The organism is Bacillus sp. FSL K6-2869 (assembly GCF_040869405.1).
GTDB lineage: Bacteria > Bacillota > Bacilli > Bacillales > Bacillaceae > Bacillus > Bacillus altitudinis.
Genome location: NZ_CP152035.1, coordinates 3,606,073 through 3,619,680, shown reverse-complemented (window position 1 = coordinate 3,619,680; position 13,608 = coordinate 3,606,073). Strand labels below are relative to the sequence as shown.

At 43.3% G+C, this 13,608-nt stretch carries 15 protein-coding genes; 12 read left to right on the top strand and 3 right to left on the bottom strand.

The annotated features are described in order from the left end of the window. Positions 1–19: 19 nt before the first annotated feature. From MHI58_RS18720 to MHI58_RS18690, 7 genes are all read left to right on the top strand, one after another. Complete coding sequence (locus MHI58_RS18720) at positions 20–1,330, top strand: PTS sugar transporter subunit IIC (protein ID WP_024719533.1); 1,311 nt, start codon at positions 20–22, stop codon at positions 1,328–1,330. A 15-nt stretch (positions 1,331–1,345) separates the two neighbouring features. Beyond that, positions 1,346–2,410: a mannonate dehydratase gene (gene uxuA / locus MHI58_RS18715; RefSeq protein ID WP_045033758.1), complete on the top strand. Its 1,065-nt coding sequence runs from the start codon at positions 1,346–1,348 to the stop codon at positions 2,408–2,410. Then, the gene (locus MHI58_RS18710; RefSeq protein ID WP_045033761.1) at positions 2,407–3,840 is read left to right on the top strand and encodes a glycoside hydrolase family 1 protein; all 1,434 of its coding nucleotides are present in this window, start codon (positions 2,407–2,409) and stop codon (positions 3,838–3,840) included. Before uxuA ends, MHI58_RS18710 begins: the two co-directional genes overlap by 4 nt. A 12-nt stretch (positions 3,841–3,852) precedes the next feature. Continuing rightward, entirely contained in the window at positions 3,853–4,176 is a 324-nt protein-coding gene (locus tag MHI58_RS18705) for a PTS sugar transporter subunit IIB (RefSeq protein ID WP_008345616.1), read from the top strand. Positions 4,177–4,195: 19 nt separating this feature from the next. Continuing rightward, on the top strand, positions 4,196–4,525 hold the full coding sequence (locus tag MHI58_RS18700; protein WP_008345614.1) for a PTS lactose/cellobiose transporter subunit IIA: 330 nt from the start codon (positions 4,196–4,198) through the stop codon (positions 4,523–4,525). Positions 4,526–4,590: 65 nt separating this feature from the next. Then, positions 4,591–5,445, top strand: coding sequence for a polysaccharide deacetylase family protein (locus MHI58_RS18695; RefSeq protein ID WP_045033763.1), 855 nt, complete (start codon positions 4,591–4,593; stop codon positions 5,443–5,445). Positions 5,446–5,615: 170 nt separating this feature from the next. After that, a complete protein-coding gene (locus MHI58_RS18690) occupies positions 5,616–5,981 on the top strand; it encodes a VOC family protein (protein WP_045033765.1) in 366 nt (121 codons plus the stop codon). Positions 5,982–6,055: 74 nt separating this feature from the next. Here MHI58_RS18690 and ribD read toward each other — a convergent pair whose 3' ends face one another. From ribD to MHI58_RS18675, 3 genes are read right to left on the bottom strand one after another with little or no spacing between them, the layout of a single operon-like run. Further along, positions 6,056–7,147, bottom strand: coding sequence for a bifunctional diaminohydroxyphosphoribosylaminopyrimidine deaminase/5-amino-6-(5-phosphoribosylamino)uracil reductase RibD (gene ribD, locus MHI58_RS18685; RefSeq protein WP_045033766.1), 1,092 nt, complete (start codon positions 7,145–7,147; stop codon positions 6,056–6,058). Continuing rightward, on the bottom strand, positions 7,134–7,895 hold the full coding sequence (locus MHI58_RS18680) for a GTP cyclohydrolase II (RefSeq protein WP_045033770.1): 762 nt from the start codon (positions 7,893–7,895) through the stop codon (positions 7,134–7,136). Before MHI58_RS18680 ends, ribD begins: the two co-directional genes overlap by 14 nt. Beyond that, entirely contained in the window at positions 7,873–8,766 is an 894-nt protein-coding gene (locus MHI58_RS18675; protein WP_008345604.1) for a VOC family protein, read from the bottom strand. The genes MHI58_RS18680 and MHI58_RS18675 overlap by 23 nt, the downstream gene beginning before the upstream one ends. Before the next feature lie 179 nt (positions 8,767–8,945). Here MHI58_RS18675 and MHI58_RS18670 point away from each other — a divergent pair, with 179 nt between their 5' ends. The 5 genes from MHI58_RS18670 (at position 8,946) to isdE (ending at position 13,578) form a co-directional block, all read left to right on the top strand. Next, the gene (locus tag MHI58_RS18670) at positions 8,946–9,278 is read left to right on the top strand and encodes a helix-turn-helix domain-containing protein (protein WP_007497926.1); all 333 of its coding nucleotides are present in this window, start codon (positions 8,946–8,948) and stop codon (positions 9,276–9,278) included. A gap of 371 nt (positions 9,279–9,649) precedes the next feature. After that, a complete protein-coding gene (locus MHI58_RS18665; protein WP_041507988.1) occupies positions 9,650–10,108 on the top strand; it encodes an NEAT domain-containing protein in 459 nt (152 codons plus the stop codon). Positions 10,109–10,128: 20 nt separating this feature from the next. Continuing rightward, positions 10,129–10,785 (top strand): heme uptake protein IsdC, encoded by a 657-nt coding sequence (gene isdC, locus MHI58_RS18660; RefSeq protein ID WP_035702537.1) that lies wholly within the window; start codon positions 10,129–10,131, stop codon positions 10,783–10,785. Positions 10,786–10,804: 19 nt separating this feature from the next. After that, a complete protein-coding gene (locus MHI58_RS18655; protein WP_045033774.1) occupies positions 10,805–12,613 on the top strand; it encodes an NEAT domain-containing protein in 1,809 nt (602 codons plus the stop codon). Positions 12,614–12,690: 77 nt separating this feature from the next. Then, entirely contained in the window at positions 12,691–13,578 is an 888-nt protein-coding gene (gene isdE / locus MHI58_RS18650; protein WP_045033776.1) for a heme ABC transporter substrate-binding protein IsdE, read from the top strand. Positions 13,579–13,608 lie beyond the last annotated feature (30 nt).

The following is a 13,608-nucleotide window of genomic DNA, read 5'->3' as shown; positions in this document are numbered from 1 at the left end:
GTAAAGGGGGAGACGGATCATGAGCTTTAAAGAGAGAGCGGCCGACGTCATGGGACATGTCGCTTATCGTATTACAAATCAGAAGTATATTATGGCGATTAAGCAAGCATTTGTCACATTAATGCCAATCATCATTACGGGGGCTTTTGCTGTACTGGTCGCAAATATGATCATGAGCCCGGAAACGGGGCTTGCCCATTTTGAGATATTCAGGTTTTTAGCAGAGCTTCAGCCAATTATGAAGGCAATCAATTATGCCACGCTGAACTTTTTAACGATCGGGGCTGTGTTCCTCATCGGGATTGAGCTTGGGAAAATCAATGGACATAAATCATTATTCCCAGGATTAATGGCATTGATTTCATTTATATCCGTTATTCCGACGACACTTCTTCTTGAAGTCGATGGATCGATGCGTGAGGTTGTCGATGTGCTAGCGAGGCAATTCTCCGATCCAAAAAGCTTATTTTTGGGTATGATCATTGCCATCGTCTCTGTAGAGATCTTTTGTAAACTTACCGAGGTGAAGTGGCTGCAAATTAAGATGCCAGATTCTGTTCCATCGAATGTGGCGACGTCTTTTTCTTCACTTTTCCCATCAATTATTACGATTACAATCATTAGTTCATTCGGGTTTGCGTTTCACCGTGTGACAGGCATTTATTTGCATGAAGCGGTGTATAACGTCGTGCAGCGTCCGCTTGAAAGTGTTGTGCAGGGACTGCCTGGTATTTTAACGTTAATGTTTGTGGCTCAATTTTTTTGGGTGATCGGTATTCATGGCAACCAAATGATTAAACCGATTCGCGAGCCGCTGTTATTAGGATCAATTGCAGTGAATATGACAGCATTTCAAGAGGGCAAAGAGATTCCAAATATTATCACGATGCCATTTTGGGATGTGTATATGAGCATTGGTGGTTCGGGTGTGACGATTGGTCTGTTGATCGCCATTTTTATAGCAGGAAGAAGGGAAGAGATGCGTAGCATTGCCAAGCTTTCATCAGGACCTGGACTGTTTAACATCAATGAACCAGTTATTTTCGGATTACCTGTCATGTTGAACCCTGTGATGGCGATCCCGTTTATCGTCACACCACTCGTGACAGGTACGATTGGTTATATCGCAACCGCTACAGGTTTTGCCGGGAAAGCGGTGGTGATGGTGCCGTGGACGACACCTCCGATTGTGAATGCTTGGCTGTCTACCGCTGGCAGTATGGGGGCTGTCATCACACAGCTCATCTGTATTGTTGTCGCTGTTTTCATCTATTTACCTTTTGTCCTCTTATCCAACCGGAAGCCAGAAGCAGCACCTGATTCAGAATAGAAGGAGGGCTCATGAATGAACATGCAATTTAGATGGTATGGCAAAGAAGATCCTGTCTCCCTTTCATATATTCGGCAAATTCCCGGCATGAAAGGGATTGTCAGTGCAGTCTATGATGTGCCGGCTGGTGATCTGTGGCCGGAGGAAAGTATTGCTCATTTAAAAGCGGAAATCGAACGTCATGATCTTGCTTTTGAAGTCGTAGAAAGTCTCCCGGTCCATGAAGATATTAAGCTGGGAAAGCCTAGCCGGGATGCTTATATCGAGCATTATCAAGAAAATATCCGGAGATTAGCAAGGCATGGTGTGAAGGTCATTTGTTATAACTTCATGCCAGTCCTTGATTGGACACGAACACAGCTCGATTTCCCACTAGCTGATCAATCGACGACCCTTGTCTATTTTCAGCATCAGCTTGAACAGATGGATATAGAAAAAGCTCGACTTTCCTTACCAGGATGGGATACGTCTTATACGCAGGAAGAAATGAGAAAGTTGATGGCTGCATACAGGGCATTGGGGGCGGAAGGGTTGTTTGAGAATCTAGACTATTTCTTGGGAAATATCCTTCCAGTTGCAGCGGAAGAGAACATGAACATGGCACTGCATCCAGATGACCCTCCTTGGAACATATTTGGTCTGCCCCGCATTGTCAGCTGTGAAGAACAAATAGATCGTATCCTTCAGCTCGATGAACGCTCACAGCATGGACTGACCTTTTGTTCCGGTTCCCTAGGCTGTAATGCGAAAAATGATGTTCCTTCACTTGCGAGAAAGTATGCCAAAAAAGGGCGTATACACTTTGCTCATTTACGTAATGTCAATTTGTATGAAAACGGTGATTTTGAAGAGTCGGCACACCTGTCGTCAGCAGGTAGCCTCGATATGGGAGCGATTGTGAACGCATTGTTTAAGGAAGGATTTGCTGGCTATGTCCGGCCAGATCATGGACGAATGATCTTTGGTGAGACGGGCAGACCTGGCTATGGATTATACGACCGAGCACTTGGAGCTATGTATTTACAAGGGATGTGGGAAGGACTTCAAATTCACACGAAGAAAGGTCAGGTGGCAACATGAACAAAATCGACATACCCAATGACTTTATTCTAGGTGCTGCGGCTTCTGCTTGGCAGACGGAGGGTTGGAAAGGGAAGAAACCGCATCAGGATTCGTATATAGACCTTTGGTATAAGGAGGGGTATCACGTATGGCACGAAGGGTACGGACCAGCAGGAGCAACGAATTTTTACGAGCGCTATCCTGAAGATGTAGCCCTTATGAAGGAAATTGGGTTATCTCATTACCGGACATCGATCAATTGGTCGAGGTTTCTCATAGATTACGAGAATGGAATTGTAGATGAGACCTATGCTCGTTATATTGATGATTTCATCAATGAATTACTTGAAGCAGGTGTAGAGCCGATGTTTTGCTTAGAGCATTATGAGCTTCCTGCTGTTTTGCTTGAAAAGTACGGCGGTTGGTCATCTAAACATGTTGTCGAGCTGTTTGTTCTCTATGCAGAAAAGGTGTTTGAACGCTATGGAGACCGGGTCAAACATTGGTTTACCTTTAATGAACCAATTGTTGTTCAGACTCGTGTGTATCTAGATGCTATTCGTTATCCTTTCGAGCAAAATACGAAGAAATGGATGCAGTGGAACTATCATAAAGCCTTGGCGACATCAAAAGTGGTGAAGCTTTTTCAGGAAATGGGCTTGAAGGAATCAGCCGGTGCAAAAATCGGGGTCATTCTCAATCCAGAAGTGACGTATGCGAGATCGACTGCTCCGCATGATCAAGAAGCGGCCCGCATGTATGATTTGTTTTTTAATCGCGTGTTCTTAGATCCCTCCATTAAAGGCGAGTATCCAGAAGAACTGCTTGATGTATTGAAAAAGCATGACATTCTTTTCGATGCAACGGTAGAAGAGCTTCAGCTCATTAAAGATCATACAGTCGATGTGGTCGGTCTTAATTTATACTATCCGCATCGCGTTAAGGCACCTAGCAAGGCTTGGAACGAAAACACACCGTTTCATCCATCTTATTATTACGATCTATTTGAGCTCCCAGGGAGAAAAATGAATCCATTCAGAGGCTGGGAAATCTATCCGAATATCGTCTATGATATGGGCATGAGAATAAAAGAACAATACGGCAATATCGAGTGGTTTGTGGCTGAAAACGGTATGGGGGTCGAGCAGGAAGAGCGGTTTAAAAACGAAGACGGCATCATTGATGATCAGTACCGAATTTCATTTATCAGCCAGCATTTGAAAAAAGCCCTCCAAGCGAAAAAAGAAGGTTCAAACTGCAAGGGATATATGCTCTGGGCTTTTACGGATAATGTCTCGCCGATGAATGCATTCAAGAATCGCTACGGATTAGTAGAGATCCAACTGGAGAATGAACGGAATCGTCAGATGAAAGCGTCAGGGTACTGGTTCAAAACATTAATCCAAACGAGGAAATTAAGGGATGAACCAGATGTCATTTATCAATAGGAGTGATGGGATATGAAGCGAATCATTCTCGCTTGTGCAGCAGGAATGTCGACGTCGATTGTGGTATCTAAAATGAAGGCAGCCGCAGAAGGAAAAGGGCTGGATTATGAAATTTATGCGATACCTGAAGGGGCCATTGCGGACGAATTAGAAGAGCATGGGGACGATGTAAAAGTCATTTTGCTAGGACCGCAAGTTAGCTTTATGAGAAAGGCAGCAGAAAAAACAGCGGCACCTTATCATATACCTGTCGATGTGGTAAATGTAAGATTATATGGAACAGCGAATGGAGAAAAAATTCTAGAACATGCACTGAAACTAGCAAATGAATCTTGAGCAATCGGAGGAGAAGCAGATGACGGTATTAGAGGAAATGCAGGGAGCGGCCTTTCAAATCATTGCCCATGCAGGTGAGGCACGAAGCCATTATGTAGAAGCCATTCGTCTAGCAAGAGCGGATGACTTTGAAGCAGCACAGCAGTTGATTGAAAAAGGGGAGGAAGCGTTTCGAAGCATCCATGACCTGCACTTGTCGCTGATACAAAAAGAGGCGGCAGGGGAACAGCTTCCCTTTTCTTTACTGCTCATACATGCAGAAGACCAAATGCTCACAACAGAGACCATCCATCTGCTTGCCATTGAAATGATCGAAATGTGTAAAAAAATGAATACCCTGTCAAAATAGATATCAGTTATTAACCAATTTCTGTTATAATCATTCGGTAGATAAAGAGAAAGCGGGATTGGTGAATGAAAAAAACATGTATGTGGCTTGCAGTTGGTGTAGTCATGCTGCTCATTTCGGGCTGTATGGGTACGAAACAGCATACAGAAGGAAACCAGCAAGCCATCAAAGAGGTAAAGGGTCAAGTACAAACGAAAGAAACAACAGAAACGCAGCAAATTGAAGCGGCAGAGATAGACAAACAAAACTGGATTCAGCAAAAGGAACCCGTTGCGCTTCCAATCTTGATGTATCACAGTATTTCCAGCGGTAATTCGTTACGTGTGCCAAAAAGCGAATTTGCGGCTCATATGAAATGGCTGAAAGACAACGGCTATGTCACGCTGTCGCCGAAAGAGGCATATCAAGTTCTCGCGACCAATTCGACACCAAGTGAAAAGTATGTTCTTATCACATTTGACGATGGATACACGGATAACTACACAAAGGCATTTCCGATTTTAAAGGAATATGGAATGAAAGCCACGATTTTTATGATCGAGCAGTCCATTGGCCGTCCGCATCATTTAACCGATGCTCAAATGGATGATATGATGGCGCATGGTATTTCAATAGAGAGTCACACCATTCATCATTTAGAACTCAATCGTTTAACACAGAAGCAGCAGGAAGAAGAATTAAAAGGATCGAAGGTATTCTTTGACCAGCGTTTTTCTCAACAAACGATCATGGTCAGCTATCCGGTCGGTCGCTATAACGAAGACACACTGAAGCTGGCGAAGGAAGCAGGATATGAAATGGCTGTGACCACTGAACCAGGACATGCGAAAAAGGAACAAGGCATGATGTCCTTACACCGCCTGCGCATTTCACCAGGACTTTCACCCGAAAGCTTCGGCAGGCTGATAGAGGGAAATTGATCAATATTAGATCACAGATGTTTCACATGAAACATTTTACGACACGTTTCGTGGAGATGCTTTGTGGATCGACAACATCATAGGGCTTGAGTACACATCTAGATATATTCTTCAGACGTGATCGTCACACATAATGTTTTTTAAATGATGTGAAAAGGGAGAGAGCAAAGATGTCAAATTTTCTTGGAATTGATCATGTCCAGTTAGCTGCCCAAAAGGGGAGTGAAGAGAAAGCACGTTTGTTTTTTGGGGAGATTCTAGGAATGAAGGAAATACCTAAACCTGTTCACCTAGCAAAACGTGGCGGTGTTTGGTTTCAGTGTGGCAATCAACAGCTTCACATTGGCATTGAAGATCAGTTTCAAGCAGCGAAAAAAGCTCATCCAGCTTTTCAAGTAAAAAAATTATCAAATTTAAAAGAGACATTAATGAAACATCATATTCTTATAAAGGAAGATCAGCCGTTAGATGGAGCCATCAGGTTTTATGTAGATGATCCATTTGGAAATCGAATTGAATTTTTAGAGAGACTGTAGAAAATAAATCTTGTGAGAAACAATAAGGATGTCGAGAAAATCTCGACATCCTTATTTTATGAAAGTAGGTTAGGTTATTGATAAACAGGATAACCCGTTATCTTTATATCTTTTCCGAGTGGTTCAAGAGAGAGTTGATCGAGTTCAATTGCATCACTCATGAGGCGTATGCCTTCGCCTCCGAAAAAAGAAGGAGAGAGTCGTCCGCCAATGAGCTTGGGCGCCATGTAGATGACGAGTTTATCGACAAGCTGCTGTTCTAAAAATGAGGCATTGATTTGTCCGCCGCCTTCAATCATCAGGGAGGAGATATTTCTTTCTCCAAGCACTTGAAGTACTTCTTGTAAGGGCACTCGGATATCGCTATCCGTCATGATGACGCTGACGCCAGCTGCTTCTAAAGCGGCTCGTTTTTCTTCATCGGCTTGTTTTGTTGTAAAGATCCATGTTGGCGCCATTTGATCTGTGACCACCTTTGCTGTCAGCGGGATAGACAGCTTAGAGTCTAAGACAATTCGAATTGGATGATGACCGTTTGGAATCCGTGCTGTTAATGAAGGATCGTCGTGAATGACGGTTTGCGCACCGACCAAGATCGCATCGTTGATACTGCGAATGTGATGTGCATCATAACGGGACGTTTCTGATGTAATCCACTTGCTGTCAGACGTAGCAGATGCAATTTTTCCGTCTAACGTAATGCCTGCTTTGAGTGTCACGAAAGGTGTTTTTTTCGTAATAAAGTGGTTGAACACTTCATTCATGAGAATGGATTCCTGCTCCATGACGCCTGTGATGACTTGAATGCCTGCATCTTGTAAAATGGCAATCCCGCGCCCGGCAACAAGCGGGTTCGGATCCAGTGCAGCAACGACAACTGTTTCTACGCCAGCTTTCACAAGTGCTTCAGCGCATGGGCCTGTGCGGCCATGGTGGGAACAAGGCTCTAGTGTCACATAGATCGTGGCACCTTTTGCCTTGTCTCCAGCCATTTTGAGCGCATGGATTTCTGCATGTGGTTCGCCGGCCTTCATATGCGCCCCGACCCCAACAATTTCATTTTCTCGCACAATCACAGCCCCGACGAGCGGATTGGGAGATGTCTGACCTTTCATTGCTTCGGCATTTTCAAGGGCTAGTTTCATATATCGCTCATGATGTGGCAATCGTACGCACCTCTTGATCCGCCTTCATATGACCTGAGCGGTTAATTTTTGTCTGCAAGTATTTTTCATTGAACTCAGAGACATCACCCCAAAGTGGAATCCGTCCAGAAAGAGAAAGGCCTGCATGACTGATAGCATCGGTCTTTTTCGGATTATTGGTAATAAGTCTGACTGGCTTTGTACGCAATGTTTGAAGAACAGCAATCGCTTCTTCATATTGACGTGTATCATCTTCAAAGCCCAGTGCTTCGTTTGCTTCTACTGTATCGTAGCCGTTTTCTTGCAAGATGTAGGCCATGGCTTTACTGAAAAGACCGATCCCGCGTCCTTCATGGTTGGCTAAATAAAACAGTGCGCCTGCTCCATTGTCCTCAATCATCCGCATAGACTGTTTCAATTGGAACCCGCAATCGCAGCGTTTGCTTCCGAAAATATCGCCGGTGTGGCAGATGGAATGCATGCGGATCAGCGCTTCATCAGCATGTTCGAAATCTCCGTAAACAAGGACACTTGATTGCTGATGATCTGCAAGCTCACGGGAGGAAAGGCTTTCGATTAAAGCTTCATCTGATAATGGTTCTTTCCCGTCATCTTTTAACCATGAATACCAGTTAAACATGATCGTTCTACCGTCTAAATTCACTGGCAGTTTAATAGGTCCAGTGATATATATAAATCCGTCTTCTTGCTGTACTCGTTTGATTTTATCTTTTAAAATGGCTGTTTTAACCTCTGTGTGTTTGTCCATATTCTGCACCTTCTTTTTTGTCTGTTTCTTCAATCTGTAAACGAACGAGAACGCCAAATGGATCAACAAATTCGTTACTTTTTCCTGTCGTGTTCATGTGAGCGCCTGCTTTTGTCAGACGTTCGACGACGGATGTTCTATCGTCTTCTTTTGGGAAAACCAGTGTATAGCTTCTAATTCCTGAAAAACGTGGATCAATGGCTCCTTTTCTCCCGCGTCCCCATGCATTAAAGGCAAGGTGGTGATGATAGACGCCACCAGCAACGAATAAGCTGGCTGGGGGAGCCATTCGGATATGAAAACCTAGCGTGTTCACATAAAAGGAATCGGCTTCTTCTGGGTTGAGATGGAAATGCAAGTGTCCCATGACTGTACCAGCCGGGAGTCCTTCCCAAGTGGAATCAGCGGCTTCTTGCAGGAGACCATCTCCATCAAGCGGAGCATTTCCGCCACCTTTCAGCTCTCCATGCTCACCTACCCATATGTCCTGAGGACGATCAGCATAAATCTCAACGCCGATGCCATCTGGATCACTTAAATAAATGGCTTCACTGAAAAAGTGATCGCTTGCTCCAATTAAAGGATAGCCTTTTTTGATCACATGCGCCAGCCATGTGCCCAGGTTTTTTCTGGTAGGTAATAAAACCGCAAAATGATAAAGTCCTGGCTCATGATCCGGCTTCTCTTTCAGCTGCACATCTTCTTTCAGCACAAGGATTGGTTCCTTTGCGTTGCTGCCAAGCGTGACAGTAGAATCCGTCTGTTCTAATAAAGTAAAACCTAAAATGTCTGTATAAAAAGGCAAAGAACGCTCAAAGCTGGACACATGTAATTCTGTTACACCTAATCTTACCTGCTCTATTGTATTCAAAGCTCGGTCATCTCCTTCATGTTATATGCATCTGCATGTTCAATGGTTTATTGAAAATTGATAAAAATGATTACCTTGTTACTTTTAGTAACTAAACTATATAATAGTTAGTGACTTATTTCAAGTAATTAATTATGTTATAATGAAAAAAAGTAGAGAAAAGCAGGAGGGAGTAAAGTATGGCTCAAGTAGATGGCTGCCCAATTACAGATGCCATGGAGATTTTAGGGAAGAAGTGGGTGATTCTGATCATCAATCAGCTTTTGACAGGGCCAAAACGTTTTTGTCAGCTAGAAAATGAAATGAACATCAGCGGACGGTTATTATCAGAAAGGCTGAAAGATTTAGAAGCTGAAGGCCTTGTTGAGAAAAAAGTTTATCCCGACATTCCCGTGCGGATTGAATATGAACTAACAGAACAAGGAAAGAAAATTGAACCAGTCATACGGGAAATGTATGCTTGGTCTTTAGAGCGCAAAAATAGTGAAAAGGGTGAACATGTCCCTTCTTAATCGATTTCGATCAGTGTCCCTGATCGATTTTTTTTTGTGATTTTCCAGAAATCTAAGCCAATAGTATGAAAAATGATGTTGACAATAATTTCATTCATCATATAATATCAAGGGGAAGAGGGTTCTTTTCCCTGTAATGGAATGGGGAGGTTATGCCATGGTATCATGAATGGGACAGATTACCTAAACCGTGTATCACTACATCATGTAGCAACAGACATCTTTGACTTGTCGAAAGCAAAGATTTATTTTTTAAACTCAATTGATAATGATTATCATAATCATTTATGAGTGTGATTCATACGCTGATAAAGGTTATTTTTTTTATTGTCCATTGAGAATAATTATCAATATCAATTAGGAGGATATATATGAAATCACTTCGTTCAGCATCACACGTCTTATTATTCTTTAGCTTTGTTCTATTGTTTGCTCTAGCCCCGGTTAGCTCTGCCTCAGCAGCAGGCTTAGCAGATGGTCAATATTCAGCACAATATGTGGTATGGAAAGCAGACAGTGATTCAACGTCAACAGCAAATACGTATTTTGAAAAACCAGCTAAGCTTGTTGTGAAGGATGGAAAAATCAAAGCGCAAGTCACGTTAACGAACAGCTCTTGGATTACAAGCTTTAAAACATTGGATCAAGGTGTCTACAAAGATGCGAAGGTGATCAGTACAAACACAGCTGCTAATAAGAGAACGGTAGAGTTCAATGTCAACAGCCTGACAAATGTTGTACCAGCTAAAGTGAGTGTGACTGTACCGGTCATTGGATATACAGGCAATTACGATATTCGCGTCAAGTTTGATGCAGCAACTGTTCAATAAAAAGGGAGGAAATTCGTTTGATGAAAAAATGGATTAGGATGCCAGCCTTTGTGGCTGCATTATTGCTGGCACTTATACTGCCTTTTTCAAATGCACAGGCTGCCTCATTAAATGATGGTACATACTCCGTCAATTACACTGTGATGAAGGCCGAAGGGACTGCCGTTTCGATGGCAAATGATTACTGGCTGAAGCCGGCAAAAGTGATCGTGAAAAATGGCAAGCTGACTGTGCAAATGACCATTAAAAACAGCAGCTGGGTAACGGAATTTAAAGTGCCGGGAAATGGCGGCTATGTCGATACGACGGTTCTATCAACGAATAAGAAAGCCAATACAAGGCTTGTTCAATTCCAAGCACAGAGTTTGTCTAAACCAATCAAGTCAAAAATCCATGTCACAGTCAAATCGGCTGATTATGATCACGACTATACCATCCAGCTGAAATTCGATGAAAGCAGCATCAAGTCACTTTCTTCTGACAGTTCAAAAGAAACAGCAGGTGCAGCAAAACATCAAGAATCATCAAAGGAAACAACCAAAACAACTGATTCATCCACCAAAACAAAACAAGAAGAAAATCCTCAAACTGGTGATACAAGCCAGATGGGATGGCTCCTTGTGCTTGTCTTATGTTCAGGCGGGTTTTTAGCGAGAAAGTGGATCATCAAGCATTAACGGAAGGAAGTGTCATCTTTTGAAACGTCTTTTTCATCTACAGACAGCTATTCTGCTCGTTTTATTCAGTTTGTTGACTGCGTTTCAGCTGCCTCAAGGAACGGCTCAGGCGGCATCATTGGTTGATGGTGAATATACGGCCGGATTCACCATTTTAAAAAATGGCAGCACTGAAGCATCCATGATGGATACGTATACAGAAAAGCCAGCTAAGCTCGTCATCGAAAATGGCAAGACGACTGCCTATCTTACGCTGAAGCAAAGCAAAGAAATCACAGATTTCAAGGTCGAACAAAATGGCTCTCTCGTCACCACTGAAACGGTCAGTGAAGATGAGACAGCGAATACGCGTGTGATCAAATTTGATGTAGCCGATGTATCAGCCAAATTAAATGGCTGGGTCAAAATTTACTGGGACTTAGGCGGCTTTATTTATGATGAGGCGTATGATGTACAGATCGCTTTCGACGAGAGCAGTCTCACACTTGTCACGCCTGCGAAGCCAGACGATAGTGAAACAACACCAGATGATCAAAACGGTACGACGCCAGGCGACAGTGAAACAACACCAGATGATCAAAGTGGTACGACACCAGGTGACAGCGAAACAAAGCCGGATGATCAAAGCGGCACGACGCCAGGCGACAGCGAAACAAAGCCAGATGATCAAAACGGCACAACACCAGTTGATTCGACGCAGAACCAATTAAAAGATGGTGTGTATCGTATCAACTACAGTGTGCTGAAGGGCGATGAGGATGAGGCATCTCGGATGAGCCAATACTTCTCACATCCAGCATCGTTAACCGTTAAAAATGGAACGCAAACCGTTTCCTTTACGGTAAAGGATCATACGTCAGTTGATTCTTTGAAAATAGAGAAAAACGGTTCTTATCAAGAAGTGAAAAACGTGAGCACAGATCAAGCAAAGAACACAAGAGTGGTTTCATTTGAAGTGTCTGATCTGAAAAAAGCAGTTAACGGAAAAGTACACATTGTGGTAGCAGCCGCTCACTATGATCAAACGTACGATATTCGTTTTCAATTTGATTCAAAAAGTATCGTTCCACTGAAGGACGGTCAAATAGAGGAAGAAACACCGGCTACACCAGAAACACCAAAACCAAATAAACCAGCACCAGACACAACGAACGGCGGAACGAATCAAGAGACAGTTCAGCTAAAAGACGGGGTGTACAAGCTTCCTTTCTCAATGAAGAAAGCAGACAAAGATGAGCTTTCTCGCATGAACGATTACGTCGTGAGCCCTGCGACATTGGTGGTGAAAAATGGCCGCCATTTCGTTTCATACACTGTGAAGAACAGCTCAGCCATCACGTCGTTCCAAGTAGGAACCGGCGGTAAATTTGAAGAGACGCTAGTTGCAAAGACTGATCAAAAAGCAGATACACGAGTGATTCAATATGAAGCAAAAAGTGTAAGCAGTGATCAGGCAGCACGCGTGAAAATTGACATTCCAGCTGCCAATTATCATGAGCAGTACGATGTCAAACTTGTCTATGATACGAAAGGCATTTCACTTGGTGAAGGAAGCGGAATTGCGACGGTGATTGGAGACGATGAGAGCATCGGCTTTGTGAAAAATCCGAATGATCACGATTCTCAACCAAGCCAGCTTGCGAACCTTGCCCCTGAGGAAACGGGTGCAGAGCAGATGACCTTTACGCCATCAGATGACCAAACCAAGTCTGAGACAGGTCAGCTGAACCCAAAAACAGGAGATACTTCACTTCTTTGGGTGTACATTCTTTTATTTGGCGGATCACTATTCGTGCTCGTCAGAAAGTATCAAACTCGTACAAGATAAAGAATCTATTTTAAGTGAGGTGCGCCATTCATCTCGGCGCATCCACTTCCTTTTTTTCGAAAGGAGGCTTCTGTTTTTTGAAGCATCGAATGTTATGTACCCTGATCACGGCTCTATGTGTGTGCGTCTTCTTAGCAGGCTGCTCACAATCAGCTGAAAGCTCAGCGAAAGGCAAAAAAAGCGCAGCATCAAATGCCCGCATTGTGGCAACGACTGTAGCTGCTGCTGAGATCATGGATGCGCTAGAGGTGGATCTTGTCGGGGTGCCAACAAGTCAAAAATCCTTGCCGGCTCGATACAAAGGACTCCCAGCAGTCGGTAACCCAATGAGCCCGGACATGGAAATCATCCAATCACTTCAACCGACAGATGTCCTGTCTGTCACGACCCTTCAATATGATTTAGAAACGCCTTTTCAACAAGCTTCTGTCCCTGCGACATACCTCAACCTTGAGAGCCTGGACAAGATGGAGAACGCCATCACAAAGCTTGGAGAAAAATATGATAGAAAGACACAAGCGAAACGCATTGTGGATGATTTTGAACAAAAAAAGAAAGACATACAAGAGAGAACGAAGGGAAAGACGAAGCCATCCGTTCTCATTTTGCTTGGTGTACCAGGCAGTTATTTAGTGGCAACAGAGAATTCGTATATCGGTGATCTTGTGCGTATTGCAGGAGGAAAGAACATCGTAAAAGGTGAGAAAATGGAGTATTTGGCATCCAATACGGAGTATTTACAAAAAGCCAATCCAGATATCATTCTCCGAGCCGCACATGGGATGCCGGATGAAGTCGTCAAAATGTTTGATCAAGAATTTAAAACAAATGACATCTGGAAACATTTCCATGCGGTCAAACAAGACCGGGTGTACGACCTCGAAGAAAGCTTATTCGGGACAACAGGCAACTTAAAGGCAGCAGAGGCATTAGATGAATTGACTCGTATGTTGTATCCGTCATAAGCGGCGAATCTTAATGATAAAAGGACGTTC

Coding starts and splice junctions, on each gene's coding strand:
- MHI58_RS18720 (WP_024719533.1), top strand. CDS start 20: ATGAGCTTTAAAGAGAGAGCGGCCGACGTCATGGGACATGTCGCTTAT.
- uxuA (WP_045033758.1), top strand. CDS start 1,346: ATGAACATGCAATTTAGATGGTATGGCAAAGAAGATCCTGTCTCCCTT.
- MHI58_RS18710 (WP_045033761.1), top strand. CDS start 2,407: ATGAACAAAATCGACATACCCAATGACTTTATTCTAGGTGCTGCGGCT.
- MHI58_RS18705 (WP_008345616.1), top strand. CDS start 3,853: ATGAAGCGAATCATTCTCGCTTGTGCAGCAGGAATGTCGACGTCGATT.
- MHI58_RS18700 (WP_008345614.1), top strand. CDS start 4,196: ATGACGGTATTAGAGGAAATGCAGGGAGCGGCCTTTCAAATCATTGCC.
- MHI58_RS18695 (WP_045033763.1), top strand. CDS start 4,591: ATGAAAAAAACATGTATGTGGCTTGCAGTTGGTGTAGTCATGCTGCTC.
- MHI58_RS18690 (WP_045033765.1), top strand. CDS start 5,616: ATGTCAAATTTTCTTGGAATTGATCATGTCCAGTTAGCTGCCCAAAAG.
- MHI58_RS18680 (WP_045033770.1), bottom strand. CDS start 7,895: ATGGACAAACACACAGAGGTTAAAACAGCCATTTTAAAAGATAAAATC.
- MHI58_RS18670 (WP_007497926.1), top strand. CDS start 8,946: ATGGCTCAAGTAGATGGCTGCCCAATTACAGATGCCATGGAGATTTTA.
- MHI58_RS18665 (WP_041507988.1), top strand. CDS start 9,650: ATGAAATCACTTCGTTCAGCATCACACGTCTTATTATTCTTTAGCTTT.
- isdC (WP_035702537.1), top strand. CDS start 10,129: ATGAAAAAATGGATTAGGATGCCAGCCTTTGTGGCTGCATTATTGCTG.